Consider the following 25162-nt stretch of genomic DNA (forward strand, 5'->3'; position numbering starts at 1 on the left):
AGAACGCTTGGACACCACCCGATGCGCAAACAGGCTGATGTTTTTTCGGAAGTCATGCGGCGCACGCCGCCAATCCATCGGCAATCATTGCGGGACCGCACCGCTTCGGGCGGTGAGGACCTGACGGATTCATTTCGGCCATATTCGGTTTCAACGATTAAGATTCTTATAAGCGCGGCGTTCGCCGGAAGGCGATCTCACCGGAGCGGTCTCAACCGGCGCCGTGAAGGCTGTTCTCGCACCGCGGCAGGCCGCCTGCGAATGGCTTCCGATCACGGAAAAAGGGGAAGATCAGAGGAAGGAGAAAATTGCCAAAGCTGCGGCCGCGAAAAGCGCCAAAGTCGCGGTGAAGGCGATCAGCTCACCTTGAGAGCGGCGCTCATCGGATCGGGCGACGGCGATGGCGCGGGGACGGCGACGATCTTCAGTCATGGCATCCTATCCTTACTCCTCGGCAGGACCAGCCCGGTCTTGCCATACGCGACATGGTGCAACCATCCTGCGGCTGAGGAAAGGCCTTGAAAAGGAAACAGTCCGGTCTCTTTCTGTGGACCGTTCCGCTACTGCATGTCTCCTTAAATCGACCTCGATTCAAGGACAAAAACATGCAGCGATTCAAAGTGCTACAGTGACTTTGTGCGTCTGATTAAGACGCGCGGCGCTGCAGTCCTCTGCCGGCTGTGGAGCCATTTGAAAGCAGGTTCGACTATTTCCCTTAACAATGGCTGAAGACGCAAATCACCAATTTTACGCAGGCGTTACACGTCTTGACCCGCGGCGAAGCCGGAAGCCCAGGCCCATTGAAAATTATAGCCGCCGAGCCAGCCGGTCACGTCGACGCATTCGCCGATGAAATAGAGGCCGGGGATGTTCGTCGCTTGCATGGTCCGCGAGTCGAGGGCGCGCGTATCGATCCCGCCGAGCGTCACTTCGGCGGTCCGGTAGCCCTCCGTCCCCGCGGGTTTCAAGGCCCAGGCCTGAATGGAAGCCGACAGCGCGTCGATCGCCTTGTCCGAGAGATCGGCGAGCAGGCGCCCGGCGAGCTTTGCCTCCTCGGCAAAGAAATGCGCGAGCCGTCGCGGCAGGATATCGCCAAGGGCGGTCTGCGCCGCCTGGCGTCCGCTCGTGCGGCGCATGCCCTTGAGGATCGAGGCGATGTCGATGTCGGGCATCAATCGCAGGACGATCTCCGCGCCCTCGCGCCAATAGGAGGAGATCTGCAAAATCGCCGGCCCGCTCAAGCCGCGATGGGTGATGAGCACCGCCTCGCGAAAGGCAACCTTGCCGAAGCGCACCTCGGCATCGGCCGCGACGCCGGCAAGCGCCCCGAGCTTGGCAAGCTGGTCAGGATCGAGCGTAAAGGGGACCAGTGCCGGCCGCGTCTCGACGACCGGCAGACCGAACTGCTCGGCGATGCGATAGGCAAGACCGGTCGCCCCCATCTTCGGGATCGATTTGCCGCCGCTCGCAATCACCAGCGATCCGGCATCGATCGTCCCGGCGCTCGTGGTGACGCGGAAACCCGAGGCGATCCGTTCCACCGCAGTGATCGCCGTCTCGAGGCGCAGCGTTGCTCCTGCTTCCTTCATCTCCGTAAGGAGCATGCGGATGATGTCCTTGGCCGAATGGTCGCAGAAAAGCTGCCCCAGCGTCTTCTCGTGCCAGGTGATGCCGTGCTGCTCGACGAGCGACACGAAATCCTGCGGCCGGTAGCGGGCAAGCGCCGACTTGCAGAAATGCGGATTGTCGGAAAGGAAGTTCTTCGGAGCCGCATGGATATTGGTGAAATTGCAGCGGCCGCCGCCTGAAATGCGGATCTTCTCGCCCGGCGCCTTGCCGTGGTCGATGACGACGACGCGGCGGCCGCGCCTTCCCGCCTCGATCGCGCACATCATGCCGGCGGCACCCGCCCCGATGATCACCACATCCTGCTTCTCGATCACGGAAACCCTCTTCGCGTTTCTCGCCTTCCTTTCCGGCCGCCGGCGAAAAGTCAATCGCGGAGCATCGCGACAGCGCCCTTGTCAGACGCACAGTGGCACTTCGAGATGCTGCATGTTCATGTCCGCAAATCGGACGCGATTTACGGAAACATGCAGTAGCCAATTGGCAACGGGCGGTTATGATGCGCTATCCGAAGCAGAATCCGGTGATTTATGTCTTCCAAGAGAAGCGTTGCACAACAGACAGCAAAGGTCAGCAAGAGTTCAGGAGTTCCCCTCGCCCTGCATGCCCCCCGGGGCGTCAAGACCTGGAAGGACGCGGTCGACTGGCTGAAGATCCGCGGCATTGAAGATATAGAATGCATCACGCCCGACCTTGCCGGCGTGCCGCGCGGCAAGATGATGCCGACCTCGAAATTCACCTCCAACACCTCGTTGGCGCTGCCATCGGCGATCTACCGCCACACGATTTCCGGCGAGTACCCGGAGGAAACCGGGCAGTTCCGCTACGACTCCCGCGACAGCGACATCAAGCTGGTACCAGATCTGTCGACCATTTCCATCGTCCCGTGGGAGAGCGACCCGACGGCGCAGGTGATCTGCGACATCGTCGGCTCGCAGGGCGAGCAGATCAGCTACACACCGCGCAATGTCCTTAAGCGCGTCGTGGACCTCTATCGGCAGAAGGGCTGGAAACCGGTCGTCGCGCCCGAGATCGAATTCTACCTCGTCGCCCAGAACGACGACCCGGACTATCCGCTGCGCCCGCCGAAGGGCCGCTCCGGCCGCTCCATTCTCGGCGGCCAGGGCTATTCGATCGCCGGCATCAACGAATTCGACGAATTGATCGACGACATCTACCATTTTTCGGAAAAGCAGGGTCTCGAGATCGACACGCTGATCCATGAAGAGGGACCGGCGCAGCTCGAAATCAATCTGAGACACGGCGATCCGATCGAACTCGCCGACCAGGTGTTCCTGTTCAAGCGCACCATCCGCGAAGCGGCGCTGAAGCACGGCATCTACGCCACTTTCATGGCGAAGCCGATGCAGGGCCAGCCTGGGTCGGCGATGCACATCCATCAATCGGTCATCGATATAGAGACCGGCCGCAATATCTTCTCCAGCCCGGACGGCTCACCTTCCAAGGAGTTCTTCTCCTTCCTCGGCGGCATGCAGCACTACGTGCCGAAGACGTTGTCGATGATGGCGCCTTACGTCAATTCCTATCGACGCCTGACGCCGGACATGTCGGCGCCGGTCAATACGGCGTGGGGCTACGACAACAGGACGACGGCGTTCCGTATTCCCGTATCGGACCCGGTCGCGAGACGCATCGAGAACCGCCTGCCGAGCTCCGATGCGAACCCCTACCTGGCGCTCGCCGCCTCGCTCGGCTGCGGCTATCTCGGCATCATGGAGGGCCTGCAGCCGACGCCCCCCTCGGAAGATACCGCCAATGAGGGCGAAATCGATCTGCCGCGCGGCCTGCTTGAAGCCGTTTCGCTGCTCGAATCGGCGCCGTCGCTTGCGGAGGTCTTCAGCGCCGAGTTCATCGCCATCTATGCCGGGGTGAAGCGCGGCGAGTTCGAGACTTTCATGCAGGTCATCAGCCCGTGGGAACGCGAATTCCTGCTCCTGAATGTCTGAGTCGGAAAGCGTATCGATGCACTGGCAAAGCCCGATCTCGCCCGGAATTTCCTGGTATGAGGCGACCGTCCCGGATAGGCCCGCCTATCCCGCAATGCCGGGTTCTCGCCGGGCGGACGTCGCCATCGTCGGCGGCGGCTATACCGGGCTGCAGGCAGCCTACAACCTCGCGAAGGGCGGCGCCGACGTGACGCTGATCGATGCCTGCCGCTGCGGCGACGGCGCCTCTGGGCGGAACGGCGGTCAATTCGGCACGGGCCAGCGCGCCTGGGCCGACGAGGCGGAAGAGGTGCTCGGACACGAGCGGGCGCAATTGCTTTTCGACATGGCGGAGAACGCCAAGCGCTACGTGCTCGATTTCGCGAGCGCGCACGGGATCGATATCGAGTTCGTGCCCGGCCAGCTCTCCGTCGGCCACAAGAAAAGCCTCGAGAACGACTATCGAAGCCATGTCGAGGCGATGGCGGAGCGGTTCGGCTATCCGCATCTCTCGTTCATGGGCCGCGAGGAGACGGCGAGCCGGCTTGGTTCGAGCCACTATCACTTCGGCATCAGGGACACCGGCACGGGCCATATCCATCCGATGAAGCTGCTGGTTGGCCTGGCAAAACAGGCTGCCCTTGCCGGCGCCAATCTCTACGAACAGACGAAGGCGCTGAAGGTCGAGAAAAAGGGTGGCGCGGCGGTCATCGAGACCAGTCGGGGCACGATCACTGCGGAACGGGTGCTCATCGCCTGCAACGCCTATATCGGCAATCTCGAGCCGGTGACCGCAAGCCACGTCATGCCGATCCGATCGTTCATCGGCGCGACTCCGGTGCTGACGGACCATCCGGAGATTCTTCCGGGTGGCGAATCCGTCGACGACTCGCGTTTCGTCGTGCGCTACTTCCGCAAGTCGAAGGACGGCCGGTTGCTGTTCGGCGGGCGCGAAGCCTATACCGCCGACAATCCGCGCGACATTTCCAGCCACATTCGACGCCAGATCCGCGAGATCTATCCGGCACTCGCCAATGTCGAGATCACCCATGCCTGGGGCGGCTCGGTCGGCATCACCATGCCGCGCCAGCCTTTCTTCCGCGAAGTCATGCCGGGGGTGACGAGCATCGGCGGCTATTCCGGCCACGGTGTCATGCTCTCCAACTATTGCGGCAAGCTTTATGCCGATCTCGCACTCGGCAGTGCGACGGAACTGGATCTCCTCAAGGACTTGAAGATACCAGCCTTCCCCGGCGGAACACGCTTCCGATCGGCCCTACTCTTCCTCGCACTGAGCTGGTATGCCTTGCGCGATCGGCTCTAGAGCCGCATGGTTGTGCGTCCGAAAAGACGCGCGGTGCTGCAGGTGTTTGACCAAGTCCCGACTTCTTGAAGTGGTTCAACGAAGGCGTCATGCGTTGGAAAAGTCGGGCAGGTACGATTTTGTTGCGTTGCACCCTAGCGCTTTTAAATCGATTAGATTATACCTGCCCCTGACCTGAAACAGATCGAGACATTCCATGAGTAGCCAGATCATTCCTGTCGAACCGTTTGATTATGTCGTGTTCGGCGGCACCGGCGATCTTGCGGAGCGCAAGCTGTTGCCGGCCCTCTACCACCGGCAAATGGAAGGCCAATTCACCGAGCCAACGCGAATCATCGGCGCCTCTCGTGCAGCGCTCAGCCATGAAGAATATCGGACATTTGCGACCGATGCGCTGAGGGAACACCTGAAGCCGGGCGAGTTCGACGAGGTCGAGGTGGAGAAGTTCACGTCCCGGCTCTACTACGTCTCTGTCGACGCGAAGTCCGAACAGGGCTGGGACGATCTCAAGAAATTGCTGGAAGAAAGCAAGGATCGTACCCGCGCCTTCTATCTCGCCGTCGGGCCGGCGATCTTCGGCGATATCTCGGAAAGGATCCGCGATCACAAGCTCATCACCAAGAACACCCGCATCGTCGTCGAAAAACCGATCGGACGCGATCTCGCTTCCGCGACGGAGTTGAACGACACGATCGGCAAGGTGTTCCGCGAAGAGCAGATCTTCCGGATCGACCACTATCTCGGCAAGGAGACGGTGCAGAACCTGATGGCGCTGCGCTTCGCCAACGCGCTTTACGAGCCGCTGTGGAATTCTGCCCATATCGACCACGTGCAGATCACCGTCGCCGAGTCGGTAGGCCTGGAAAATCGGGCCGGCTACTACGACAAGGCCGGGGCGCTGCGCGACATGGTGCAGAACCATATCCTCCAGCTCGTCTGCTTCGTCGCGATGGAGGCGCCGACCTCGATGGACGCGGAAGCGGTACGCGACGAGAAGCTCAAGGTGCTGAGAGCCCTGAAGCCGATCACTGCTGCCAATGTCGAGCAGGTCACGGTTCGTGGACAGTATCGCGCCGGCGCCTCGGCCGGCGGGCCGGTCAAGGGTTACCTTGAAGAGCTCGAAGGCGGCGTTTCCAACACCGAGACCTTCGTCGCGATCAAGGCGGAGATCAGCAACTGGCGCTGGGCCGGCGTGCCGTTCTACATCCGCACCGGCAAGCGCATGGCCGGCCGCATGTCGGAGATCGTCATCACCTTCAAGCAGATTCCGCACTCGATCTTCGACAACAGCGCCGGGCGCATCTCCGCCAACCAGCTGATGATCCGCCTGCAGCCGAACGAGGGCGTCAAGCAGTCGCTGATGATCAAGGACCCGGGACCGGGCGGCATGCGCCTCAGGAACGTGCCGCTGGACATGAGCTTCGCCGAGGCCTTCGGCGTGCGCAACGCCGACGCCTATGAGCGGCTGCTGCTCGACGTCATCCGCAACAACCAGACGCTGTTCGTGCGCCGCGACGAGGTGGAGGCCGCCTGGCAATGGATCGATCCGATCCTCAAGGCCTGGGAAACGGCAGGACAGCAGGTGCAGGGTTACACGGCCGGCACCTGGGGGCCAAGCCAGGCGATCGCGCTCATCGAACGCGACGGCCGCACCTGGAACGATACGATCTAGGACCGGCCCATGAGCGCAATCCTGCACAAATTCGACAATGCTGCGGCCCTGGCAGAGGGGCTTGCCGATGCCCTCAGCGCCAGGCTTGCCGCGGCGATTGCGGCTCGCGGCAAGGCGAGCATCGCGGTTTCGGGCGGCTCGACGCCGAAAGCCTTTTTCCGCGCCCTGTCTGGGCGCGACATCGATTGGGCGAAGGTGACGATCACGCTCGTCGACGAGCGGTTCGTGCCGCCGGAAAGCGACCGTTCCAACCACGCGCTCGTCGCGGCCAACCTGCTTCAGAACAATGCGGCCGCGGCGCAGTTCGTGCCGCTCTATCACGCTGCGGCGACGGCCGAGGATGCGGCTGCGATCGCAACCGAGAAAACGGCCGCTATTCCTGCCCCTTTCGACGTTGTTGTGCTCGGCATGGGAACGGACGGGCATACGGCCTCGTTCTTTCCCGGCGGCACGCGTCTTGAGGAGGCGCTCGATCCGGCGACTCCACGCGGCGTGATCACGATGGAGGCCGACGGGGCCGGTGAAACCCGCCTCACCTTTACTTTCTCGAGCCTTCAGGATGCCGGATATCTCGTCCTGCATATCGAGGGTGAGGGAAAGAAGGAGGTCCTTGCCCGGGCGCAAGCCTCGGGCGAGGAGGCCGAAATGCCGATCCGCGCCGTGCTGGGGCGGGCGGCATCGCCGCTGCAGATCTACTGGGCGCCGTAACGCGTCCGGGCAAGATAAAAGCAGTTCGAAGCGTACAGCGACACGCGCCGCTTGGAAGCATTGCCGCTGTTAGCCGATGACAGGATGAAGACCAAGGAGTCCTGAGACTCCGGAACAGGATGTGCCATGTCCGCCGATTCCCGCATTGCCGCCATTACCGCCCGTATCGTCGAGCGTTCGAGGCCCTATCGCGAACCATACCTCGAACGCGTCCGTAGCGCCGCGGCGAACGGACCGCACCGCAGCGTGCTCGGCTGCGGCAACCTCGCACACGGATTTGCCGTCTGTTCCCCCGCCGAGAAGGAGGCGCTCGCCGGCGACCGCGTTCCGAACCTCGGCATCATCACCTCCTATAACGACATGCTTTCGGCGCATCAGCCGTTCGAGGCCTATCCGGCGCTGATCCGCGAGGCCGCCCGCGAAGCGGGCGGGGTGGCGCAGGTCGCCGGCGGCGTGCCGGCAATGTGCGACGGCGTCACGCAAGGACAGCCCGGCATGGAGCTGTCGCTCTTCTCGCGCGACCTGATCGCCATGGCCGCCGGCATCGGGCTGTCTCACAACATGTTCGACGCGGCCGTCTATCTCGGCGTCTGCGACAAGATCGTGCCCGGCCTGGTGATCGCGGCGCTGACCTTCGGCCACCTGCCGGCCGTCTTCGTTCCCGCCGGGCCGATGACCTCAGGCCTGCCGAACGACGAAAAGGCCAAGGTCCGGCAACTCTTCGCCGAGGGCAAGGTCGGCCGCGACGAACTGCTCGAGGCGGAGTCCAAGTCCTATCACGGCCCCGGCACCTGCACCTTCTACGGCACCGCCAACTCCAACCAGATGCTGATGGAGATCATGGGCTTCCACCTGCCCGGCGCCTCCTTCATCAATCCCGGCACGCCGCTTCGCGACGCGCTCACCAAGGAGGCGGCGAAGCGGGCGCTGGCGATCACCGCCATGGGCAACGAATTCACGCCGGCCGGCGAAATGATCGACGAACGGTCGATCGTCAACGGCGTCGTCGGCCTGCATGCGACCGGCGGCTCGACCAACCACACCATGCACCTCGTCGCCATGGCACGCGCCGCGGGCATCGTGCTCACCTGGCAGGACATTTCGGAACTTTCCGACATCGTTCCGCTTCTCGCGCGCGTCTATCCGAACGGGCTTGCCGACGTGAACCACTTCCACGCGGCCGGCGGCATGGGCTTCCTCATCGCACAGCTACTGAAGAAGGGCCTGCTGCACGACGATGTCCGGACCGTCTACGGCCAGGGACTCGAAGCCTATGCGATCGACGTGAGGCTCGGCGACAACGGCACAGTCCAGCGTGAGCCGGCGCCAGAGGAGAGCGCCGATCCAAAGGTGCTGGCGACCATCGACCAGCCGTTCCAGCATACGGGCGGTCTGAAGATGCTGACCGGCAATATCGGCAAGGCGGTCATCAAAATCTCGGCCGTCAAGCCGGAACGCCATGTCATCGAGGCCCCCGCCAAGATCTTCAACGATCAGGCCGAGCTCAACGCCGCCTTCAAGGCAGGCAAGCTCGAAGGCGATTTCGTCGCCGTCGTGCGCTTCCAGGGCCCCAAGGCGAACGGCATGCCGGAACTCCACAAGCTGACGACGGTGCTCGGCATCCTGCAGGATCGTGGGCAGAAGGTGGCAATCGTTACCGATGGCCGCATGTCCGGCGCGTCGGGCAAGGTGCCGGCAGCCATCCACGTCACGCCCGAAGCAAAGGACGGCGGACCGATCGCCCGCATTCAGGAGGGCGACATCATCCGCATCGACGCGATCAAAGGAACGATCGAGGTCAAGATCGAGGACATCGCGCTGAAGACGCGCGTGCCGGCGCATATCGACCTCTCCGACAACGAGTTCGGCATGGGCCGCGAGCTATTCGCGCCGTTCCGCCAGATCGCCGGTGCGGCCGACAACGGTGGAAGCGTCCTGTTTCACTGAGGCGCGGCGCAATCGCAGCCTCACGCGAATGGTGGGCATGCCACTCCGGCCGTCATAACGTTCGGCTTCGGGCGCGAGCACATCGACGCCCTCGATGCAGTCGGCCCTCCCGCGCGCGCCGACGTCAACGGAGCTCGATCACCCGTCGATCGAGTTTTCCGCGGTCAGCGATAGATGTCGAGCGTGCGGTTGCGGTGGTTCGGATGGGTGCTGTACACGAAGATCCGGTTGAGATCGCGGTCGCTCAATAGCCGCAGGAACCGAGCCTCGATGAGGTTGTTGGCGTGGACCCGCTTCAACAGGCAGCCGATCAACGGAATGCGGGCGCTCGGGATGTCCAGATAGAAATTCTGCGGCAGCTGGAACTTCGTCACGATGCCGATCACGGCGCTGCTTTTCGACAGCTTGATGATCTCGCAGCGGCGCGACGAAAGGTTCTGCATCCCCTTCTCGGTAAATTCGATCCGGGCGTCGTTGCGCGTATCCTCCATCGGGAAATTCGCCTCCCGATCATACATGAACGACTCTTCCTTGTTGAGAAAGTGCCGGGGCATAACGGGGGCCGCACCACTCATGGGACTCACCTTTCGCATTCCAATTGCGGCCAAGCTAGCCCATGAAATTTAACAGAGAGTTTGGCGCGGGAATGGGAATGCGCATAATCCAGCCGAAAGCATCGGGGATGGTTTTCAAGGGAGACAGTAACTCTGTTTGTACTTGAAATTGCCCCTCATCCGCCTGCCGGCACCTTCTCCCCGCAAGCGGGGCGAAGGGGAATCGCGGCGCCGCCTTAGTCCCCTCTCCCCGTCAGAACGGGGAGAGGGTTAGGGTGAGGGGCATTTGCGCCTAGCCCTTCCCCAATGCGGTCTACGCGCGATAGCTGCGTCCGTCCGCGTCGAAGAGATGAAGCTTGGCCTTGTCGGCGGTGAACCGAACCTTGTCACCGCGGCCGACCTTGAGGATGCCGGGTATCTTGGCGATGATCGGCTCGTTGTCGACGAGGCCTTCGATGTAGAGCAGCGTCACCTCGCCGAGCGCTTCGACGATCGAAATCGTGCCCTCGAAGAGGAAGTCCTGGCCGTCAGTCACCTGCAGGTCCTCCGGCCGCACGCCGAAGCTCGCCTTCTTGCCGGCTTCGGACGCGTTGGTCGGAATGTCGAGCGTCACGGGCTTGCCGCCCGCAAGCGTCACGGCCGTCTGCGCGCCGGTCGCCGTGATCGTCGCGGGGATGACATTCATGGCCGGGGAGCCGATGAAGCGGGCGACGAAGAGGTTCGCCGGGCGCTCGTAGAGCTCGAGCGGAGCCCCGACCTGCTCGATATGACCGAGGGAGAGGACCACGATACGGTCGGCGAGCGTCATCGCCTCCACCTGGTCATGGGTGACGTAGATCATCGTCGTATCGGCCATCCGCTCGCTGAGCTTGGCGATCTCGATGCGCGTGGCGACGCGAAGCGCCGCGTCGAGGTTGGACAGCGGCTCGTCGAAGAGGAAGACCTTCGGATTGCGGCAGATCGCCCGACCGATCGCCACGCGCTGGCGCTGGCCGCCGGAGAGCGCTTTCGGAAGGCGGTCGAGATATTTGGTGAGCTGGAGCATCTCTGCGGCCGAGCGGACGCGGCGATCGATCTCCTGCTTCGATTCCTTGGCGATCCGCATGCCGAAGGCCATGTTGTCGTAGACGGTCATATGCGGGTAGAGCGCATAGGACTGGAACACCATGGCAATGCCGCGTTGCGACGGCGGTACATCGTTGACCCGCTCGCCGTCGATATACATGTCGCCGCCGGTGATCTCCTCGAGCCCGGCGATCATCCTGAGCAGCGTCGATTTCCCGCAGCCGGACGGCCCGACGAAGACGACGAACTCGCCCTGCTTGATGTCGAGGTTGATGCCGTGAATGACATCGACCGCCCCGTAGGACTTGCGAATGTCTTTAAGCAGCAGACCCGTCATTGCACCCTCCCCTCGGTTTTCTAGGCGAGGCGCGCGAAGAACGCGCCCCAGGCCGGAAGACTGATCTTGTTGTCCTTTATATCAGCGATGAAGCCGTGGCCTTCGAGCGGCTCGACGTCTTCGCTTGGCAGGTCCGCGGCCGCGGGCTCCTCGCTCATGTTGAAAAGGCAGAAGAGCCTCTCGTTGCCGTGGATCCTGATGAAGCCGAGGAGCGGTGCCCGCGTCTCGACGAACTCGATACCACCCTTGGCGAAGGCCGGATGCGCCTTCCTGAAATGGAGGAAGCGGCGATAGTGCTCGAGCACCGAAGCCGGGTCACCCTCCTGGATGGCGACCGCCTGCGGAAGGTGAGCCTCCGATATCGGCAGCCACGGCTTCGCGCTGCTGAAGCCGCCGTCCGGGAGGCTTTCCCAGACCATCGGCGTGCGGCAGCCGTCGCGCCCCTTGAAATCGGGCCAGAATTGAATGCCGTAAGGATCCTGAAGGTCCTCATAGGCGAGTTCCGCTTCCGGCAGCGCCAGTTCCTCGCCCTGGTAGATGCAGACCGAGCCGCGCAGCGACATGAGCAGGCTCGCAAGCAGCTTGGCGTGGCCGGCGTGATCGGCGACGCCGGAGCCCCAGCGGCTGACATGGCGCACGACATCGTGGTTGGCGAAGGCCCAGCAGGCCCAACCTTCCGGCGCCACCTTCTGGAAATCGCGCAACACCTCGGCGACGCGTTCCGGCGTCAGGGGATCCGGCGCCAGGAACTCGAAGGCGTAGCACATCTGCACCTTGTCGCCGCCCGAGGTGTATTCGCCGGCGATCTCCAAGCCACGCTGGCTGTCGCCGACCTCGCCAACGGCCGCTGCCGCCGGAAACTCCTCCATGACGGCGCGGAAGCGCTTCAGGAATTCCAGGTTTTCCGGCCGGTTCTTGTCGTAGATATGTTCCTGGTAGTTGTACGGGTTGACGGCCGGCGCGGTCGAGGCGTTGCGCCGCTCCGGCGCCAGCGCCGGGTTGTCGCGCAGCTCCCTGTCGTGGAAATAGAAATTGATGGTGTCGAGGCGGAAACCGTCGACGCCGCGCTCCAGCCAGAAACGCTCGACGTCGAGAAGCGCCTCCTGCACTTGCCGGTTGTGCAGGTTGAGGTCGGGCTGGGACGTCAGGAAGTTGTGCAGGTAATATTGCAGCCGCGTCGGGTCCCAGGCCCAGGCGGAGCCGCCGAAGATCGACAGCCAGTTGTTCGGCGGCGTGCCATCCGGCTTGGAATCGGCCCAGACATACCAGTCGGCCTTCGTGTTGCTGCGGCTGGAGCGGCTCTCGACGAACCAGGGATGCTGGTCGGAAGTGTGCGACAGGACAAGGTCGATCATCACGCGAAGGCCGAGGCGATGGGCTTCGGCGATCAGCGCATCAAAATCCTTGAGCGTACCGAAGATCGGGTCGACATCTGTGTAGTTGGAGACATCGTAGCCGAAATCGCGCATCGGCGAGGTGAAGAAGGGCGAGATCCAGATGGCGTCGGCGCCGAGCGCCGCCACATGCGGCAGCCGGGCGGTGATCCCCTTCAGATCACCGATGCCGTCGCCGTTGGTGTCCTGGAAGGAGCGCGGGTAGATCTGATAGATCACCGCGCCGCGCCACCAGTCCTTGTCGGCCGCCAGGATTGCGCCGGTCGTTTCAGTCTTGTTCATGCGAATTCGAAGTCCTGTCTTGAATGTCAGCCGCCCTTGACCGATCCCGCCAGCAGGCCACGCACGAGGTAGCGTTGCAGCGTGAAGAAGACGATCAGCGGAACGACGATGGTGATGAAAGCGGAGGCGGTGAGGATTTCCCAATTGCCGCCGCGGGAGCCCAGGAGGTTGACCAGACGCCCGGTCAGCACCAGTGAATCCTCACCGGCGCCAAGGAAGACGATGGCGACGAGCAGATCGTTCCAGGTCCAGAGGAACTGGAAGATGGCGAAGGAGGCAAGCGCCGGGAACGACAAGGGCATGATGATCTTGACGAAGATGTCGAAATCGCTGGCGCCGTCGACCCGGGCGGACTCCATGATCTCGCGCGGCAGGCCGGCCATGTAGTTTCGCAGGAGATAGATCGCCAGCGGCAGGCCGAAGCCGGTATGGGCGAGCCAGATGCCCATATAGGTTTTGGCCGGCACGCCGAAGAAGGCCCCCACACCGTTATAAAGCTGCAGAAGAGGGATGAGCGACATCTGCAGCGGCACGACCAGCAGGCCGACGACGACGGCGAGCAGGATGGCGCGGCCCGGGAAAGGCATCCAGGCAAGCGCATAGGCCGCAAAGGCCGCGATCAGGATCGGTATGACCGTCGACGGAATCGCGACCGTCAGCGAGTTGAGGAACGACGTCCCGATGCCGGCCGCGCTTAGCACCTCGACGTAGTTGTCGATCGTGAAGCGCGGCGGCGTCGCGGCGGTATAGAAGATGCGCTGGCCGCGCGATCCTTCCATTTTCTTGTCCGAGACGATCTCGAAGCTGCCGTCCGCCTGCACCGTCAGTCGCTCGCCGTCGTTGAGCTCGGCCGTCTCGCCGGGTTTGAACGTCGCCGGCTCACGGCTGGAAAAACCGAAGGCGGAGATCTGGCCGCCACCTTGCCCCTCGAGCAGATTGCCGGCGATCACGAACTTGCCATCCCGCTCGACCTGGTGTTCGGCCGAAGGGGCGCGTACCACGTCGTTGCGCGACGAGGTGGCCAACGCCGTCCACCAGCCGGAGACGGCGAGCTGGTCCTTGTCCCGCAGCGAGGAGATCAGCAGGCCGGCGGTCGGCATGGTCCAGAGAAGGACCAGAAGCAGGACCGAAAGATGGACGGCCCAGGTGAGCGGAGAACGCGTCGACGGGTTCATCTCAGTGGCCTCCCGATTCCTTGGTCGCGTTGCGGATGTTCCAGATCATGATCGGAATGACGAGGACCATGATGACGACGGCGATCGAGGCGCCGCGGCCGAAATCGCCGCCGCCGCGGAACATCCAGTCGAACATCAGGTTGGCGAGCACCTGACTCTGCCATTGACCGTTCGTCATCGCCAGCACGATATCGAAGACCTTCAGCACCAGGATGGTGATGGTGGTCCAGACGACCGCGATCGTGCCCCAGATCTGCGGCACCATGATCTTGAAGAAAATCTGCCAGCCATTGGCGCCGTCGATGACCGCCGCCTCGATCGTCTCCTCCGGGATGCCGCGCAGTGCCGCGGAGAGGATGACCATGGCAAAGCCCGTCTGGATCCAGATGAGGATCACCATCAGGAAGAAGTTGTTCCAGAAGGGCAGCGTGATCCAGGCCTGCGGCTCGCCGCCGAAGGCGACGACGATCGCATTCAAGAGGCCGATCTGCTCGGAGCCGGCAGCCCGATAATCGTAGATGAACTTCCAGATGACGGCCGCGCCGACGAAGGAGATCGCCATCGGCATGAAGATCAGCGTCTTGGCGATGTTGCCCCACCAGATGCGATCCGTCAGGGCCGCGATGATCAGCCCGAAGAAGGTCGAGAGCGCCGGAACGACCAGCAGCCAGAGGAAGTTGTTGAAGATCGACTGGCGGAATTCACCGTCGTTTATCATCCAGTTGTAGTTGCGCGCCCCGACGAAATTCTGGCCGCCCCGGTCATGGAAGCTCAACCACACGGATTGGACCACCGGGTAGATGAGATAGATCGTCAGCGCGAACAAAGCCGGCGCCAGGAACAGCCACGGCCGGATGGCGTTGGTGATCCGCAGATTGCGGGAGGCGGCGGCGCCCGACAGCCCCTTCGAAGGAAAAATCCAATCGAGAATGAGACTGGTGGCCCAGAAATAGGCCGCGCAGGCCGCGACACCGGCTATCATCGTCAGAATGGCAGCGGCCAGCTGCATGACACATCCCTCCCCTCAAACGCCGCCGGAACAGCGGACGCATCGCATGACGGCGGCTATCGCTTTTTGTTGGAATTGCCCGCTCTCGCGCACCGGTCCGATTGGCGGCGGACGGCGATGCCGCCCGCCGGTCCAGATTACTTGATCGCGTCCCAGGCCTTCTGCACGTCGGCAGCGACGTCGGCCGAGGACTTGCCGCCGACGAAATCGACCATGCCGGTCCACATGGCGCCGGCACCGATCTTGCCCGGCATCAGGTCGGAACCGTCGAAGCGGAAGGTCGTGGCGTTGAGCAGGATCTCGCCCTGCTTTTTCAGCGGCGGGTTGCCGTAGACGTCGACATTGACGCTCTTGTAGGGCGTCAGGAAGCTCGTCTGCGCCATCCAGACCTCGTGCGCGATCGGCGTTTTCAGGAACTCGATGAAGGCGCGCGCGGCCGGCGTATCCTTGGTGATCATCGCAAGCGTGCCCGCGCCGAGCACCGGGTTGCCGAGTTCCTTCTTGCTCTCATAGGGCGGCATGTAGAAGAAGTCGGCATCCTCGCCGACCACCGTGCCTTCCGGGAAGAAGGACGGGATGAAGGAAGCCTGGTGGTGCAGATAGCACTTCGGCGGCGAGGCGAAGAGACCCTTCGGGCTGTCGCGGAAATCGGTGGAGGCGACGGCTGCCGCGCCGCCATCGACGAACTTGTCGTTCCGTGCGAACCAGCCGAACTCGTCGAGCGCCCCGGTCACTGCCGGATCCGTGAAGGGAATTTCGTTCTTGACCCACTTGTCATAGACCTCGGGCGACTGCGTGCGCAGCATCAGGTCTTCGACCCAGTCCGTCGCCGGCCAGCCGGTGGCACCGCCCGAGCCGAGGCCGATGCACCAGGGCTTCTCGCCATCGGCGGCGATCTTCTCGGTCAGCGCCTTCAGCTCTTCCATGGTCTTCGGCACTTCGTAGCCGGCGTCCTCGAAGTTTTCCGGCACGTACCAGACGAGCGACTTGACGTCGATCTTGTAGGGGAAGGCGTAGAGCGCCGCGGTGCCGTCCTTGCCGTTATAGGTGGAGAGGTCCACCCAGGACTGACCGGCGGCATAGTTGTCGAGCAGCCATTGCTTGGTTTCGTCGCCGAGCGGCGTCAGGAGCCCCTTCGCGGCGAGGTCGGCGATCAGGCCCGGCTGCGGAAGGATCGCGACATCGGGCGGGCTGCCGGCCTGCGTGTCGATGACGATCTGCTGTTCGTAGTTCTCCGAGGAGGAATACTTGACCTCAACCCCAGTCGCCTCGACGAAATAGGCAAAAACGCTCTTGAACAGAACCTCGTCCTCGCCGCGCCAGGGACCGAAGATCGTCAGCGTCTGGCCTTTCAGGTCGTGCCCCTTCTTGAACTCCTCGAAGCTTCCCCAGTTGAACTTCGAATCCTCGCCCGGCTTGAACTTCAGGTCGGCAGCGCTGGCCGCCCCTGCAAGCAGAGCGAGCGCAGCAACGCCAATCAGCAATGGTCTCTTCACGTCCTGGTCCTCCCCAAAAAGAAACCCGGGCGTTGCGCCGCGGGTGGATCGTCAAGGCGCACATTCAAAGCGCTTTGAGTTTGCTAACACTCCATTGCCGCCGGGAAAGAGTCAAGAGCTTTCCTCTGGAAGCTCGCTGCACTCCATATATTGCTTTGCAGCAAGCATTTGCGGCGCAAAACGACGGTTTCCTGCTTTTTCCCGCGCGACGCGGGTGGTATCAGGACAAGTTAGCGCTTGCCAAAAGAACGAAAAATAGAGTGGATATCCAAAGCGCTTTGAGAGGAAATCGGCCATGGCAGTCAATCTAAAGCAGCTGGCGGAGATCCTCGGCCTCTCGCAAACGACCGTCAGCCGCGCACTCAACGGCTACCCGGAAGTCAACGCGGAAACACGGCAAAGGGTTCTGCAGGCGGTGCGCGAGACCGGCTACCGGCCCAATCGTGCCGCCCAGCGGCTGGCAACGGGAAAGGCCTATTCGATCGGGCTCGTCATGCCGATCGCGCCCGGGATCGATTCGGACATCCATTTCGGCGAGTTTCTCGCGGGCCTCGCAGAGGAGTCGGTAAAGCACGACTTCCATTTCGTGCTCAACCCGAGCGCGCCGGACGACGAGGAGGCGACGTTTCGGCGGCTTGCGGCAAGCGGCAATGTCGATGCGCTCTTCCTGGCCTATATGCGCCCCAACGACCCGCGCATTCCCATGCTGAAGGCGCTCTCGATCCCCTTCGTCGTCCACGGCCGGTCGATCGGGGGCCCACGGGACTATCCGTTCCTGGACATCGACAATACGCAGGCATTCTACGACGCGACCAAGCTGCTTCTGCAGCTCGGCCATCACCGGATCGCGCTGATCAACGGGCCGGACTACCTCGCCTTTTCCATTCGTCGGAAAAAGGGAGTGACGCGGGCGCTCGAGGAGTGGGGCCTTGGCGTCGACGAGGAGCTCGTCCATCATTCGGTGATGGCGGACGAATACGGCTATCGAAGCATGCAGCACTTTCTTGAGCGGCCTAACCCGCCCACAGCGGTTCTTTGCTCCAGTACGGTTCTGGCGCTCGGAGCGGTGCGCGCCATCAACCGCGCGGGGCTCGCCATCGGCAGCGACATCTCGGTCATCGCCCATGACGACGTCCTGCCGATGCTGAAGCCCGAGAACTTCAGCGTGCCGCTGACGACCACGCGCTCCTCGTTGCGGGCAGCAGGGGCGCGCATCGCGACGCGGCTGATCGGCGGGATAATCGGCCGCGGCGACTATCCGGAACAGGAGCTCTGGCGCGCCGAACTGATCGTGCGCGCTTCAACCGGTCCCGCGCCGGGGCGGTAGGTGTCCGAACTTCTATGTCAGAACTTCGGGGGCTTGCGACCGGCCTTGCGATAGGCGGCGATGATCGTGTTCGCCATCAGCATGGCGATCGTCATCGGCCCGACGCCCCCCGGCACCGGCGTGATGACGCTTGCAACCCTGGCGCATTCCTCGAAGGCGACGTCGCCGACCAGTTTCGTCTTGCCCTCGCCGCGCTCCGGCGCAGGAACGCGGTTGATACCGACATCGATGACCAGCGCACCGGGCTTGACCCAGTCCGCCTTGACCATTTCCGCCCGGCCCACGGCCGCCACCAGGATATCGGCGTTGCGGCACACGGCCGGCAGATCCTTGGTGCGCGAATGCGCCGTCGTGACCGTCGCATTGGCGGCGAGCAGCAGCGCCGACATCGGCTTGCCGAACAGATTGGAGCGGCCGATGACCACGGCGTTCAGCCCGGAAAGGTCGTCGCCATGGGTGCGGCGGACGAAGACCATGGCGCCGGCCGGGGTACAGGAGACGAGCCCGCCGTCGAGATCGCCGGTGGCGACCTTGCCGGCGTTGACGACATGCAAGCCGTCGACATCCTTCTCAGGCAGGATCGATTGGATGATCGGCTCCGATTGAAGATGTTTCGGCAAAGGCAACTGGACGAGGATGCCGTGGATGGACGGATCGGCATTGAGCTCCGCCACCAGCGCCGCCAGTTCCTCCTGCGATGTCTCCTTAGGCAGCGTATGCTGGACCGAGAGGAAACCGCATTCCTTGGCCATCCGGCTTTTCGCCGACACATAGGCATGGCTTGCCGGATCCTCGCCGACGATGACCACCGCGAGCCCGGCCCGAACGCCTGCTTCCGTCTCCAGCGTCCTGGTGGCGGATTTCACGGTTTCGATGACCGAAGCGGCAACGGCCTTGCCATCAATCACAGTCGTCACGGCGTATCTCCCGAAATGTCCTCGACGCGCACACTCTAGCTGGCGCCACATTGCGCATTGGCCTGCATGCGCCCTATGCTGTTCCAAACGCATAAATGCAAGTGCCTAGGGGAATTGCCCCGCGCTTCGGCCGGCAATGGCCGCATTTCCTTGCACCGTTGAAAGACCGGCCGGTCACGCGAGGCTGGCTTGAGAGTTCGAACGCATGGCAGCCAGCCGCGGCCGATCGCAACGGAGACGCGGGCCTGTCTCCGCGAGGAGCATTTCGAGTCCAGTCACGCTTGGGCGATGAACGTGATAGACTCCTATTCTGATTCAGCATCTCCTTTGGGAAATTTGATTTTTTGCTTGCCTTTAGCTGCGCGGGTTTCGTCGATGACACCGACCGGTCAGGATATTTCGATCCACTTCCAGGCCGAACTGGAGAATGCGGCGGATATTGAACTCGTCGTCGTGGTTCCGACGTTCCGCCGCCCGGACCATCTCGTCAAGACGTTGAAGACCATCGTTTCTCAACGTCCCGACGTTCCTTGCGCCACCGTGGTGGTCGAGAACGATCCGGGTGGCCTGGCCGGAGCGGAAGCGGCAAAGCGCTTCTTTCTCGAACACCGGTCCGATTCGACCGTTATCGTCGCCCACCGGCGGGGACACAGCCATGCCTGTAATGCCGGTTGGGCGACTGCTCTTGAACTCTATCCGAACCTGCGCGCCGTCACCATGATCTACGATGATGCGGTTGCCGCTCCCGAATGGCTCGATTGCCTTGTTGCCGTTCAGGAGGGTCACGCGGCCGACATAGTCGGCGGCCCGCAGCTTCCTGTCTTCAAGGATCTGGATGGACAGAAATGGAAGCATCATCCGATCTTCTCGCCCCATTACGAAGCGACCGGGTCGGTGCCGCGGCTTTATTCCGCCGGCAACGTCCTCATCACACGAGCGGTGCTTGATGCAATGCCGCGGCCGTTCCTTAACCCCGCCCTGAATTTCGTCGGGGTCGGCGACGGGGATTTCTTCAATCGCTGCAGGGCGAAGGGATTCTCGTTTGCCTGGGCAGCGGAGGCATGGGTAGCGGAAACAGTTCCGCCAGATCACACGGCGGCGTCCTGGATCCGCGCCCGCAGCCTCGAACAGGGCGCGATCGCGACACTGCTGGAGCATCAGCGCGACGCGACCTTCGCGGGCCGCTTGCGAACGCTCGGCAAATCGATCGCGCTGCTCGCAACGTCCCTGCCGCGCGGCCTCAGGCTATGGGCACAAACCGGGCTTGCCACGGCAAGCCTCTACCACTTCCATGTGGCGGTCGGCCGGCTGACGGCGAAGATAGGTTTTTCTGACGAACAGTACCCCCGCTCCTGAGGAGAGGTGAGAACGCCCCTTCCCAAAGTGTGCAGCGGTTTTGGGGTAACGACATAGGAACAGAAAGTGAAGCGCGCGGCGTGAATGCGTTTGAACGACGCGTTTCAGTGGCCGCTCGTCGCCTTCACGCCACCTTCGGGGATCTTGTCGGAAGCGACCTTGCCATTTTTATCGGCCACGGGGACCGGCTCCTTGTAGGGCCTGTTCTCGCCGTTGGCCGCGCGTTTTACGTCGTCCTTGCCCAGATATTCTAGCTGTTCGACCAGGACTTCGGTGATCACCTCGCTGCCGAGTTTCTTGTTCAGGCCGTCCTTGACCGCGACCTTGAAGCTCGGCAGGTCGAAGGTGCCGGTGTCAGCGACATCGACGAAGCGCGAGCCGACGAGCATGTCATAGAGCTCGTCGGTAACGACCTGGCGAAGCGGCGCGTGCAGCTTCGCGATCCCTTCGCGCGTCGCCGAGAAGGACAATTTCGCCAGGAAGTAGCCCTGGACCGCCCCATCCTCGATCACCGGGACGGTAATGATCTCTCCCGGCACGTATTCCTCCGATGCGCGCCTGTCAGCCTCCGCGTCGGAGAGAGCCGGCGCCGAGGCGTGCTGCATCGAGAAATAGACGGATCCGAGCGTCACCGCGCAGACCCAGACTCCGGTGAGAACGAGCTTCAGCATCAGAAATCGCTATAACGGAATTGCGCTTCGGTGTAGATGCCGTCCGCGTCCGCATCCTGTGCGGCGGTCTTCAGAAGCTCGACGACCGAACGAACGGCCTCGAGATGCGCTTCGACCTTCTGGGCGTTGAGCTTGAGCTTCTGCCTGAGGTGGCGCGTCTGCGAAGTGAAGGACGGCGAGATTTCGCCGGGCGCGGCGGCTCGATGCAGCATCGTCAGCTCGTAGAGGCAGCGGCTCTTGTGCGCGTTCGACGTCTTGATGTCGAATTTTGGGTCCACGCCGATGCGGCTGTTCTCGTTGTCGATGATCATCTCCAACCGGCCGAGAACGTTCTGTATCCGCAGATCGTGGGATGCCACAGCTTCCATAAATCAACTCCCGAATTATGCGTTTAGGAAAGGGCTCGAACAGAGGCGCGAACCGTCCCGACCAAAACTATGCCTCGTTCTTCTTCTCGTCGGCGGTCAGGAATCCGGCTTTACGCTCGATTTCGTGAACCATGCCGGCAGCGAGGTTGCTGGTATTGTCATCAAGCCGCGCGTTGGCGCGATCGGCCTTGTCGCTGCCGACCATCCGGTCGGCTATGCCGATGCCGCCGCCGTCGGCAAGCACGTTGGCAATCTGCTCTGCCATCATGCCTTTCCAGACCTCGCCGGACGTGCCCTTGCCGAACACATTCTCGCTTTCGTTCGGCAGCATCGACTTGACGAAATTCTGCAGCACCATCGCCTCGAACTTGCGGTAGGTCTCCGGCACCTTCTTCGGCTCGACCCGATTGCTGATGTCGCCGAGACCCGTCGATCCTTCCGAGGAATTCAGCACAGAAACCGCTGCGGCGAAGCCATTGCCGTTTTCCGCAAGGTTCGTGGCCTGCAAGGCGGCGCGATTGGCCTTAAGCCGTGCCTGCGCCTCCTGAACTTCCGCCGGATCGGCGGCGCGGACGACGTCCAGCACCAGATCGCTGGGCGGGGAAATAGCCATGTCAGGTCCTCTCAAGACGGCTGCCCGGCGTCTAGTCACACGGGGCAGCGCAATCAGTACGAACCGGAGGGCTGTTTCGACGGCCCGTCCGGATAACGCACTATCGCCGCTCAACCTTACCGGAAGCTGGCGCGTAGCCGGCGACATGCTGATCGATGAGGTCGAGCACCTGATTGTCGTCCGCCTCGCGGTCTTCCGTCATGCGCGCCTCCTTCATGCTTTCCTCCAGCCGATCGCCCTTGGCGCGCTCCTTCAGCATGCGCGCCTCGTGGACCTGCTGGATGCCGAGCAGCATCTGGTCCTTCTGCACCAGCCGCCCGAGCTGGGAGGCATAGTGGCCGGAGAAGGCGCGGTGCATGGGGTGCGCCGAGCCCATGGCATCGACGACGACATCTATGGTCTCGGCCAGCACGCCACGCTGGCGGGTCGTCTCGGCAAGCTCGCTTTCGGCCATCCGCTCGAGATGCCGTTGCACGTCGACCAGCCGCTTCAGTTTTTCCGATCGCGCTTTCATAACCCTTCCCTGCTAACCACCCTGCATCACAGGCGCGAAGCCATCGGCGAACAGGCGAAGCATCGCCGCTATGCCGAGATAGAGCAGGAACAGGCCGCCCATGATGAGATAGGGCTGGGAGATGAAATAGACCGGAACCTGCGGAGCAAGCTTGTTCACCATGCCGATCGCCACGTTGAAAAGCAGGCCGTAGATGACGAAGGGACTCGCAAGGCGCAGCATGATCAGAAAGGTCTGCCCGAGCGAGTTCGACAGCGTTATCAGCATGCCCTGCGGATCGAAGCCGATGCCGATCGGCATCACGCGATAGGACTGCGCGATCGCCTCGAAGATCACGTGGTGGAAGTCGAGCATGAAGAGAAGCATCAAGCCGGCGAAGCTGATCATGCTGGTGAGCTGGTTTTCTGCCGTTTCTTCGAGCACGTCGGTCGCCGGCGGCGGGTTGAAGCCGATCAGCATTGTCATCGCCGTCCCGGCGAATTGCAGTCCGAGGACGTAATAGCGCGCCACGAGGCCGATGACGGCACCGATGACGCTCTCGGTCGCGATGAGATAGATGTAGGTGTGACCCTTGCCCGCGACCTCAGGATAAATGTCCGTCCACATGATCGGCAGGATGGCCATGGAAAGCGCGACCGCGATGAACAGCCGCACCTGCATCGGAACGCGCGCCGTCGAAAATCCCGGCATGATCATGATGCAGCCGCCGATCCGGCAGAATGCCGCGAACAGCGCCAGCACCGTGCCCTCGGGATCGGTTATCATGAAATCGCGCCGATGATCTTGATTTCCAGGCCCTTGGCGAGCTCGACATGGGAGAGCACGGGCAGCGTGGCGAAGAGGCGTTCGATGATCATGCGCACATATGAGCGGGATTCGGGCGAACTTACCAGCACGAAGGGCACGCCGCGGTCGAGATGTTCACGGATTACCTTCGTCGCCTGCTCGCTGAACTCTTCGAGCTGGCGCGGGTCGATGTCGAACTCGACGATCTCTCCCTTGGCGTCGCGCTTCAGCGCCTGGTGGAACACCATGTCCCACCTGTTGCCGAGCCTCAGGACGCGGAGCACGCCGTTTTCGGCTAGATCGCCGCAGAGCTGCTGCGACATGCGCACGCGCACGTGCTCGACGATCTGTTCGGTCTTGCGGACATGCGGCGCCAATTCCGCCACCGCTTCGAGAATGAGATGCAGGTTGCGGATCGAAACGCGCTCGGCGAGCAGCAGTTTGAGGACCGCCTGCAGGCCGGAATAGGACATGTGCGAGGTGCAGATTTCGTCGGCGAGCTTGCGGTATTCCGGATCGAGGCGCTCGATCAGCACCTTCACGTCCTTGTAGGAGAGAAGCTGCGGCAGGTTGTTGCGGATCACTTCGCTTAAGTGCGTGAGCACGACCGAGACGTTGTCGATCGGGTGGAAGCCTTCGCGCTTCAGATCTTCCGTGAAGGTCTCCAGAATGGAAAGCGCAGGCATGCCGAAGGCGGGCTCGCGGATTTCGTCGCCGGGCACGCTCGGCCGGCGGCCGCCGCCGGTAACGACCAGCACTTCGCCGACTCGCACGGTATTGGAGGCGACCGTCGTGCCATGAATGCGGATATGGTAGGCCTTGTCCGGAATGGTGATGTCGTCTGAAACCTTGATCTCCGGAACGACCAGGCCGTATTGCAGGGCGAACTTGCGGCGCATCTTGCCGACCCGGAAGGCGAGTTCCTGGTGCGCGCCGAGCAGCCGGGTCGAGACCTGCTTGCCGACCAGCAGCTCGATCTCCGCCGTTTTCAGCACCGATTTGACGGAATCCTTGTCGCTGTCCTTCGTCTGCTGCGCCTTCTCAGCTTCCTCGGCGCGCTTCTCGGCATTGGCGGCTTCGATCTGCTTGGGGATGAACCAACCCAGGAAGGCCATGCCGCCGCCGAGCATGGCGAAAGGCAGGAAGGGCAGGCCCGGCATGACGGAGAGGAGGACGATGAGGCCGGCCGCCACCGTCAGCGCACGCGGGTAGCCGCTCAACTGGCCGACGACGGCCTGGTCGGTCGAGCCGGCGGTGCCGCCGCGCGACACGAGAAGGCCGGCGGCGAGCGAAACGATCAGCGCCGGGATCTGCGAGACGAGGCCGTCGCCGACCGAGAGCTTGACGAAGACATCGGCCGCCTCGCCGATCGGCATGTCGTGGCGCAGATAGCCGATGATGATGCCGCCGAAGACGTTGATCGCCGTGATGATCAGGCCGGCGATCGCGTCGCCCCGCACGAATTTCGAGGCACCGTCCATGGCGCCGTAGAAGGAGCTTTCCTCCTCCAGTTCGCGCCGGCGGTGCTGCGCCTGCTTCTCGTCGATCAGGCCGGCCGAGAGATCGGCGTCGATCGACATCTGCTTGCCGGGGATCGCATCGAGGGTGAAGCGGGCGCCAACCTCGGCGATACGCGTCGCGCCCTTGGTGATGACGATGAAATTCACCGTGATGAGGATCAGGAAGACGATCAGACCGATGACGAAGTCGCCGGACATCACGAGGCTCGCAAAGCCCGAGATGACGCCGCCGGCGGCGCCATGTCCCTCATGGCCGTGGGACAGAATGACGCGCGTCGTGGCGATGTTCAGCGCCAGGCGGGTCATCGTCGATATCAGGAGGATCGTCGGAAAGGACGAGAATTCGAGCGGCCGCTGGATCCAGAGCGCGACCATCAGGATCAGCACCGAAAAGGCGATGGAGAAGGCCAGCCCGAAATCGATGAGGAGCGGCGGGATGGGCAAGAACAGGATCGACAGGATCATCACGATCCCGAGCGCGAAGCCGATATCCCGGCTCTTCGGTGCGAGTTTCGGGATGGTCAGCGTCGCCTGTTGTGCCATGTCTCTTCCGTC

At 62.7% G+C, this 25162-nt stretch carries 23 protein-coding genes; 7 read left to right on the forward strand and 16 right to left on the reverse strand.

Translation table 11 applies throughout. The features are described 5' to 3' along the window. Positions 1 to 291: 291 nt before the first annotated feature. The gene (locus AU381_RS30270) at positions 292 to 432 is read right to left on the reverse strand and encodes a hypothetical protein (RefSeq protein ID WP_164476173.1); all 141 of its coding nucleotides are present in this window, start codon (positions 430 to 432) and stop codon (positions 292 to 294) included. Between the two features lie 326 nt (positions 433 to 758). Continuing rightward, positions 759 to 1943, reverse strand: coding sequence for a BaiN/RdsA family NAD(P)/FAD-dependent oxidoreductase (locus AU381_RS08680; protein ID WP_064241325.1), 1185 nt, complete (start codon positions 1941 to 1943; stop codon positions 759 to 761). 213 nt (positions 1944 to 2156) lie between these two features. Between AU381_RS08680 and AU381_RS08685 the strand changes: the two genes are divergently transcribed. From AU381_RS08685 to edd, 5 genes are all read left to right on the forward strand, one after another. Then, positions 2157 to 3593, forward strand: a complete 1437-nt coding sequence (locus AU381_RS08685; protein ID WP_064241326.1) for a glutamine synthetase family protein — start codon at positions 2157 to 2159, stop codon at positions 3591 to 3593. Positions 3594 to 3609: 16 nt separating this feature from the next. After that, the gene (locus AU381_RS08690) at positions 3610 to 4896 is read left to right on the forward strand and encodes an NAD(P)/FAD-dependent oxidoreductase (RefSeq protein WP_082909731.1); all 1287 of its coding nucleotides are present in this window, start codon (positions 3610 to 3612) and stop codon (positions 4894 to 4896) included. Between the two features lie 196 nt (positions 4897 to 5092). Beyond that, the gene (zwf, locus tag AU381_RS08695) at positions 5093 to 6568 is read left to right on the forward strand and encodes a glucose-6-phosphate dehydrogenase (protein WP_064241328.1); all 1476 of its coding nucleotides are present in this window, start codon (positions 5093 to 5095) and stop codon (positions 6566 to 6568) included. A 9-nt stretch (positions 6569 to 6577) separates the two neighbouring features. Continuing rightward, positions 6578 to 7276, forward strand: coding sequence for a 6-phosphogluconolactonase (gene pgl / locus AU381_RS08700; RefSeq protein ID WP_064241329.1), 699 nt, complete (start codon positions 6578 to 6580; stop codon positions 7274 to 7276). Between the two features lie 126 nt (positions 7277 to 7402). Then, entirely contained in the window at positions 7403 to 9223 is a 1821-nt protein-coding gene (gene edd, locus AU381_RS08705) for a phosphogluconate dehydratase (RefSeq protein WP_064241330.1), read from the forward strand. A 164-nt stretch (positions 9224 to 9387) separates the two neighbouring features. On the opposite strand, the gene AU381_RS08710 is transcribed toward edd, so the two are convergent. From AU381_RS08710 to AU381_RS29610, 7 genes are all read right to left on the reverse strand, one after another. Continuing rightward, positions 9388 to 9798, reverse strand: coding sequence for a hypothetical protein (locus AU381_RS08710; protein WP_162273410.1), 411 nt, complete (start codon positions 9796 to 9798; stop codon positions 9388 to 9390). A 292-nt stretch (positions 9799 to 10090) separates the two neighbouring features. Continuing rightward, positions 10091 to 11179: an ABC transporter ATP-binding protein gene (locus AU381_RS08715; RefSeq protein ID WP_064241332.1), complete on the reverse strand. Its 1089-nt coding sequence runs from the start codon at positions 11177 to 11179 to the stop codon at positions 10091 to 10093. 20 nt (positions 11180 to 11199) lie between these two features. After that, complete coding sequence (gene bglA / locus AU381_RS08720) at positions 11200 to 12855, reverse strand: beta-galactosidase BglA (RefSeq protein ID WP_064241333.1); 1656 nt, start codon at positions 12853 to 12855, stop codon at positions 11200 to 11202. Between the two features lie 26 nt (positions 12856 to 12881). Beyond that, positions 12882 to 14030, reverse strand: a complete 1149-nt coding sequence (locus tag AU381_RS08725) for a carbohydrate ABC transporter permease (RefSeq protein ID WP_064241334.1) — start codon at positions 14028 to 14030, stop codon at positions 12882 to 12884. A gap of 1 nt (position 14031) precedes the next feature. Next, positions 14032 to 15039, reverse strand: coding sequence for a carbohydrate ABC transporter permease (locus AU381_RS08730; RefSeq protein WP_064241335.1), 1008 nt, complete (start codon positions 15037 to 15039; stop codon positions 14032 to 14034). A gap of 137 nt (positions 15040 to 15176) precedes the next feature. After that, positions 15177 to 16535 (reverse strand): ABC transporter substrate-binding protein, encoded by a 1359-nt coding sequence (locus AU381_RS08735; RefSeq protein WP_064241336.1) that lies wholly within the window; start codon positions 16533 to 16535, stop codon positions 15177 to 15179. Positions 16536 to 16646: 111 nt separating this feature from the next. After that, positions 16647 to 16832: a hypothetical protein gene (locus tag AU381_RS29610; protein WP_156528562.1), complete on the reverse strand. Its 186-nt coding sequence runs from the start codon at positions 16830 to 16832 to the stop codon at positions 16647 to 16649. Here AU381_RS29610 and AU381_RS08740 point away from each other — a divergent pair. After that, complete coding sequence (locus AU381_RS08740) at positions 16831 to 17862, forward strand: substrate-binding domain-containing protein (protein WP_064241337.1); 1032 nt, start codon at positions 16831 to 16833, stop codon at positions 17860 to 17862. The two genes, AU381_RS29610 and AU381_RS08740, sit on opposite strands and share 2 nt — an antisense overlap. Positions 17863 to 17879: 17 nt before the next feature. On the opposite strand, the gene folD is transcribed toward AU381_RS08740, so the two are convergent. Further along, positions 17880 to 18779, reverse strand: a complete 900-nt coding sequence (folD, locus tag AU381_RS08745; RefSeq protein ID WP_064241338.1) for a bifunctional methylenetetrahydrofolate dehydrogenase/methenyltetrahydrofolate cyclohydrolase FolD — start codon at positions 18777 to 18779, stop codon at positions 17880 to 17882. A gap of 375 nt (positions 18780 to 19154) precedes the next feature. On the opposite strand from folD, the gene AU381_RS08750 reads away from it, so the two are divergent. Further along, positions 19155 to 20135 (forward strand): glycosyltransferase family 2 protein, encoded by a 981-nt coding sequence (locus AU381_RS08750; protein ID WP_064241339.1) that lies wholly within the window; start codon positions 19155 to 19157, stop codon positions 20133 to 20135. A 104-nt stretch (positions 20136 to 20239) separates the two neighbouring features. Here the strand turns inward: AU381_RS08750 and AU381_RS08755 are convergent, their stop codons facing one another. The 6 genes from AU381_RS08755 to flhA all read right to left on the reverse strand — a co-directional run bounded on the left by AU381_RS08755 (position 20240) and on the right by flhA (position 25150). Beyond that, a complete protein-coding gene (locus AU381_RS08755) occupies positions 20240 to 20806 on the reverse strand; it encodes a hypothetical protein (RefSeq protein ID WP_064241340.1) in 567 nt (188 codons plus the stop codon). Continuing rightward, complete coding sequence (locus tag AU381_RS08760) at positions 20806 to 21174, reverse strand: hypothetical protein (RefSeq protein WP_064241341.1); 369 nt, start codon at positions 21172 to 21174, stop codon at positions 20806 to 20808. The genes AU381_RS08755 and AU381_RS08760 overlap by 1 nt, the downstream gene beginning before the upstream one ends. Before the next feature lie 67 nt (positions 21175 to 21241). Continuing rightward, on the reverse strand, positions 21242 to 21787 hold the full coding sequence (locus AU381_RS08765) for a rod-binding protein (RefSeq protein ID WP_064241342.1): 546 nt from the start codon (positions 21785 to 21787) through the stop codon (positions 21242 to 21244). A gap of 100 nt (positions 21788 to 21887) precedes the next feature. Then, on the reverse strand, positions 21888 to 22301 hold the full coding sequence (locus tag AU381_RS08770; RefSeq protein WP_064241343.1) for a hypothetical protein: 414 nt from the start codon (positions 22299 to 22301) through the stop codon (positions 21888 to 21890). Between the two features lie 12 nt (positions 22302 to 22313). Further along, the gene (fliR, locus tag AU381_RS08775; protein ID WP_064241344.1) at positions 22314 to 23066 is read right to left on the reverse strand and encodes a flagellar biosynthetic protein FliR; all 753 of its coding nucleotides are present in this window, start codon (positions 23064 to 23066) and stop codon (positions 22314 to 22316) included. Then, positions 23063 to 25150: a flagellar biosynthesis protein FlhA gene (flhA, locus tag AU381_RS08780; RefSeq protein WP_064241345.1), complete on the reverse strand. Its 2088-nt coding sequence runs from the start codon at positions 25148 to 25150 to the stop codon at positions 23063 to 23065. Before flhA ends, fliR begins: the two co-directional genes overlap by 4 nt. Between the last annotated feature and the right edge of the window lie 12 nt (positions 25151 to 25162).

The organism is Sinorhizobium glycinis (assembly GCF_001651865.1).
GTDB classification, from domain to species: domain Bacteria; phylum Pseudomonadota; class Alphaproteobacteria; order Rhizobiales; family Rhizobiaceae; genus Sinorhizobium; species Sinorhizobium glycinis.

What these genes read in the sequence shown, in the direction of transcription:
- AU381_RS08725 (WP_064241334.1), bottom strand. Translation starts at nt 14,030, where the DNA reads ATGAACCCGTCGACGCGTTCTCCGCTCACCTGGGCCGTCCATCTTTCG.
- AU381_RS08730 (WP_064241335.1), bottom strand. Translation starts at nt 15,039, where the DNA reads ATGCAGCTGGCCGCTGCCATTCTGACGATGATAGCCGGTGTCGCGGCC.
- pgl (WP_064241329.1), top strand. Translation starts at nt 6,578, where the DNA reads ATGAGCGCAATCCTGCACAAATTCGACAATGCTGCGGCCCTGGCAGAG.
- edd (WP_064241330.1), top strand. Translation starts at nt 7,403, where the DNA reads ATGTCCGCCGATTCCCGCATTGCCGCCATTACCGCCCGTATCGTCGAG.
- AU381_RS08690 (WP_082909731.1), top strand. Translation starts at nt 3,610, where the DNA reads ATGCACTGGCAAAGCCCGATCTCGCCCGGAATTTCCTGGTATGAGGCG.
- AU381_RS08715 (WP_064241332.1), bottom strand. Translation starts at nt 11,179, where the DNA reads ATGACGGGTCTGCTGCTTAAAGACATTCGCAAGTCCTACGGGGCGGTC.
- AU381_RS08765 (WP_064241342.1), bottom strand. Translation starts at nt 21,787, where the DNA reads ATGGCTATTTCCCCGCCCAGCGATCTGGTGCTGGACGTCGTCCGCGCC.
- AU381_RS08710 (WP_162273410.1), bottom strand. Translation starts at nt 9,798, where the DNA reads ATGAGTGGTGCGGCCCCCGTTATGCCCCGGCACTTTCTCAACAAGGAA.
- fliR (WP_064241344.1), bottom strand. Translation starts at nt 23,066, where the DNA reads ATGATAACCGATCCCGAGGGCACGGTGCTGGCGCTGTTCGCGGCATTC.
- AU381_RS08740 (WP_064241337.1), top strand. Translation starts at nt 16,831, where the DNA reads ATGGCAGTCAATCTAAAGCAGCTGGCGGAGATCCTCGGCCTCTCGCAA.
- AU381_RS08685 (WP_064241326.1), top strand. Translation starts at nt 2,157, where the DNA reads ATGTCTTCCAAGAGAAGCGTTGCACAACAGACAGCAAAGGTCAGCAAG.
- AU381_RS30270 (WP_164476173.1), bottom strand. Translation starts at nt 432, where the DNA reads ATGACTGAAGATCGTCGCCGTCCCCGCGCCATCGCCGTCGCCCGATCC.
- AU381_RS08760 (WP_064241341.1), bottom strand. Translation starts at nt 21,174, where the DNA reads ATGGAAGCTGTGGCATCCCACGATCTGCGGATACAGAACGTTCTCGGC.
- flhA (WP_064241345.1), bottom strand. Translation starts at nt 25,150, where the DNA reads ATGGCACAACAGGCGACGCTGACCATCCCGAAACTCGCACCGAAGAGC.
- AU381_RS08755 (WP_064241340.1), bottom strand. Translation starts at nt 20,806, where the DNA reads ATGCTGAAGCTCGTTCTCACCGGAGTCTGGGTCTGCGCGGTGACGCTC.
- AU381_RS08770 (WP_064241343.1), bottom strand. Translation starts at nt 22,301, where the DNA reads ATGAAAGCGCGATCGGAAAAACTGAAGCGGCTGGTCGACGTGCAACGG.
- zwf (WP_064241328.1), top strand. Translation starts at nt 5,093, where the DNA reads ATGAGTAGCCAGATCATTCCTGTCGAACCGTTTGATTATGTCGTGTTC.
- bglA (WP_064241333.1), bottom strand. Translation starts at nt 12,855, where the DNA reads ATGAACAAGACTGAAACGACCGGCGCAATCCTGGCGGCCGACAAGGAC.
- AU381_RS08750 (WP_064241339.1), top strand. Translation starts at nt 19,155, where the DNA reads ATGACACCGACCGGTCAGGATATTTCGATCCACTTCCAGGCCGAACTG.
- AU381_RS29610 (WP_156528562.1), bottom strand. Translation starts at nt 16,832, where the DNA reads ATGGCCGATTTCCTCTCAAAGCGCTTTGGATATCCACTCTATTTTTCG.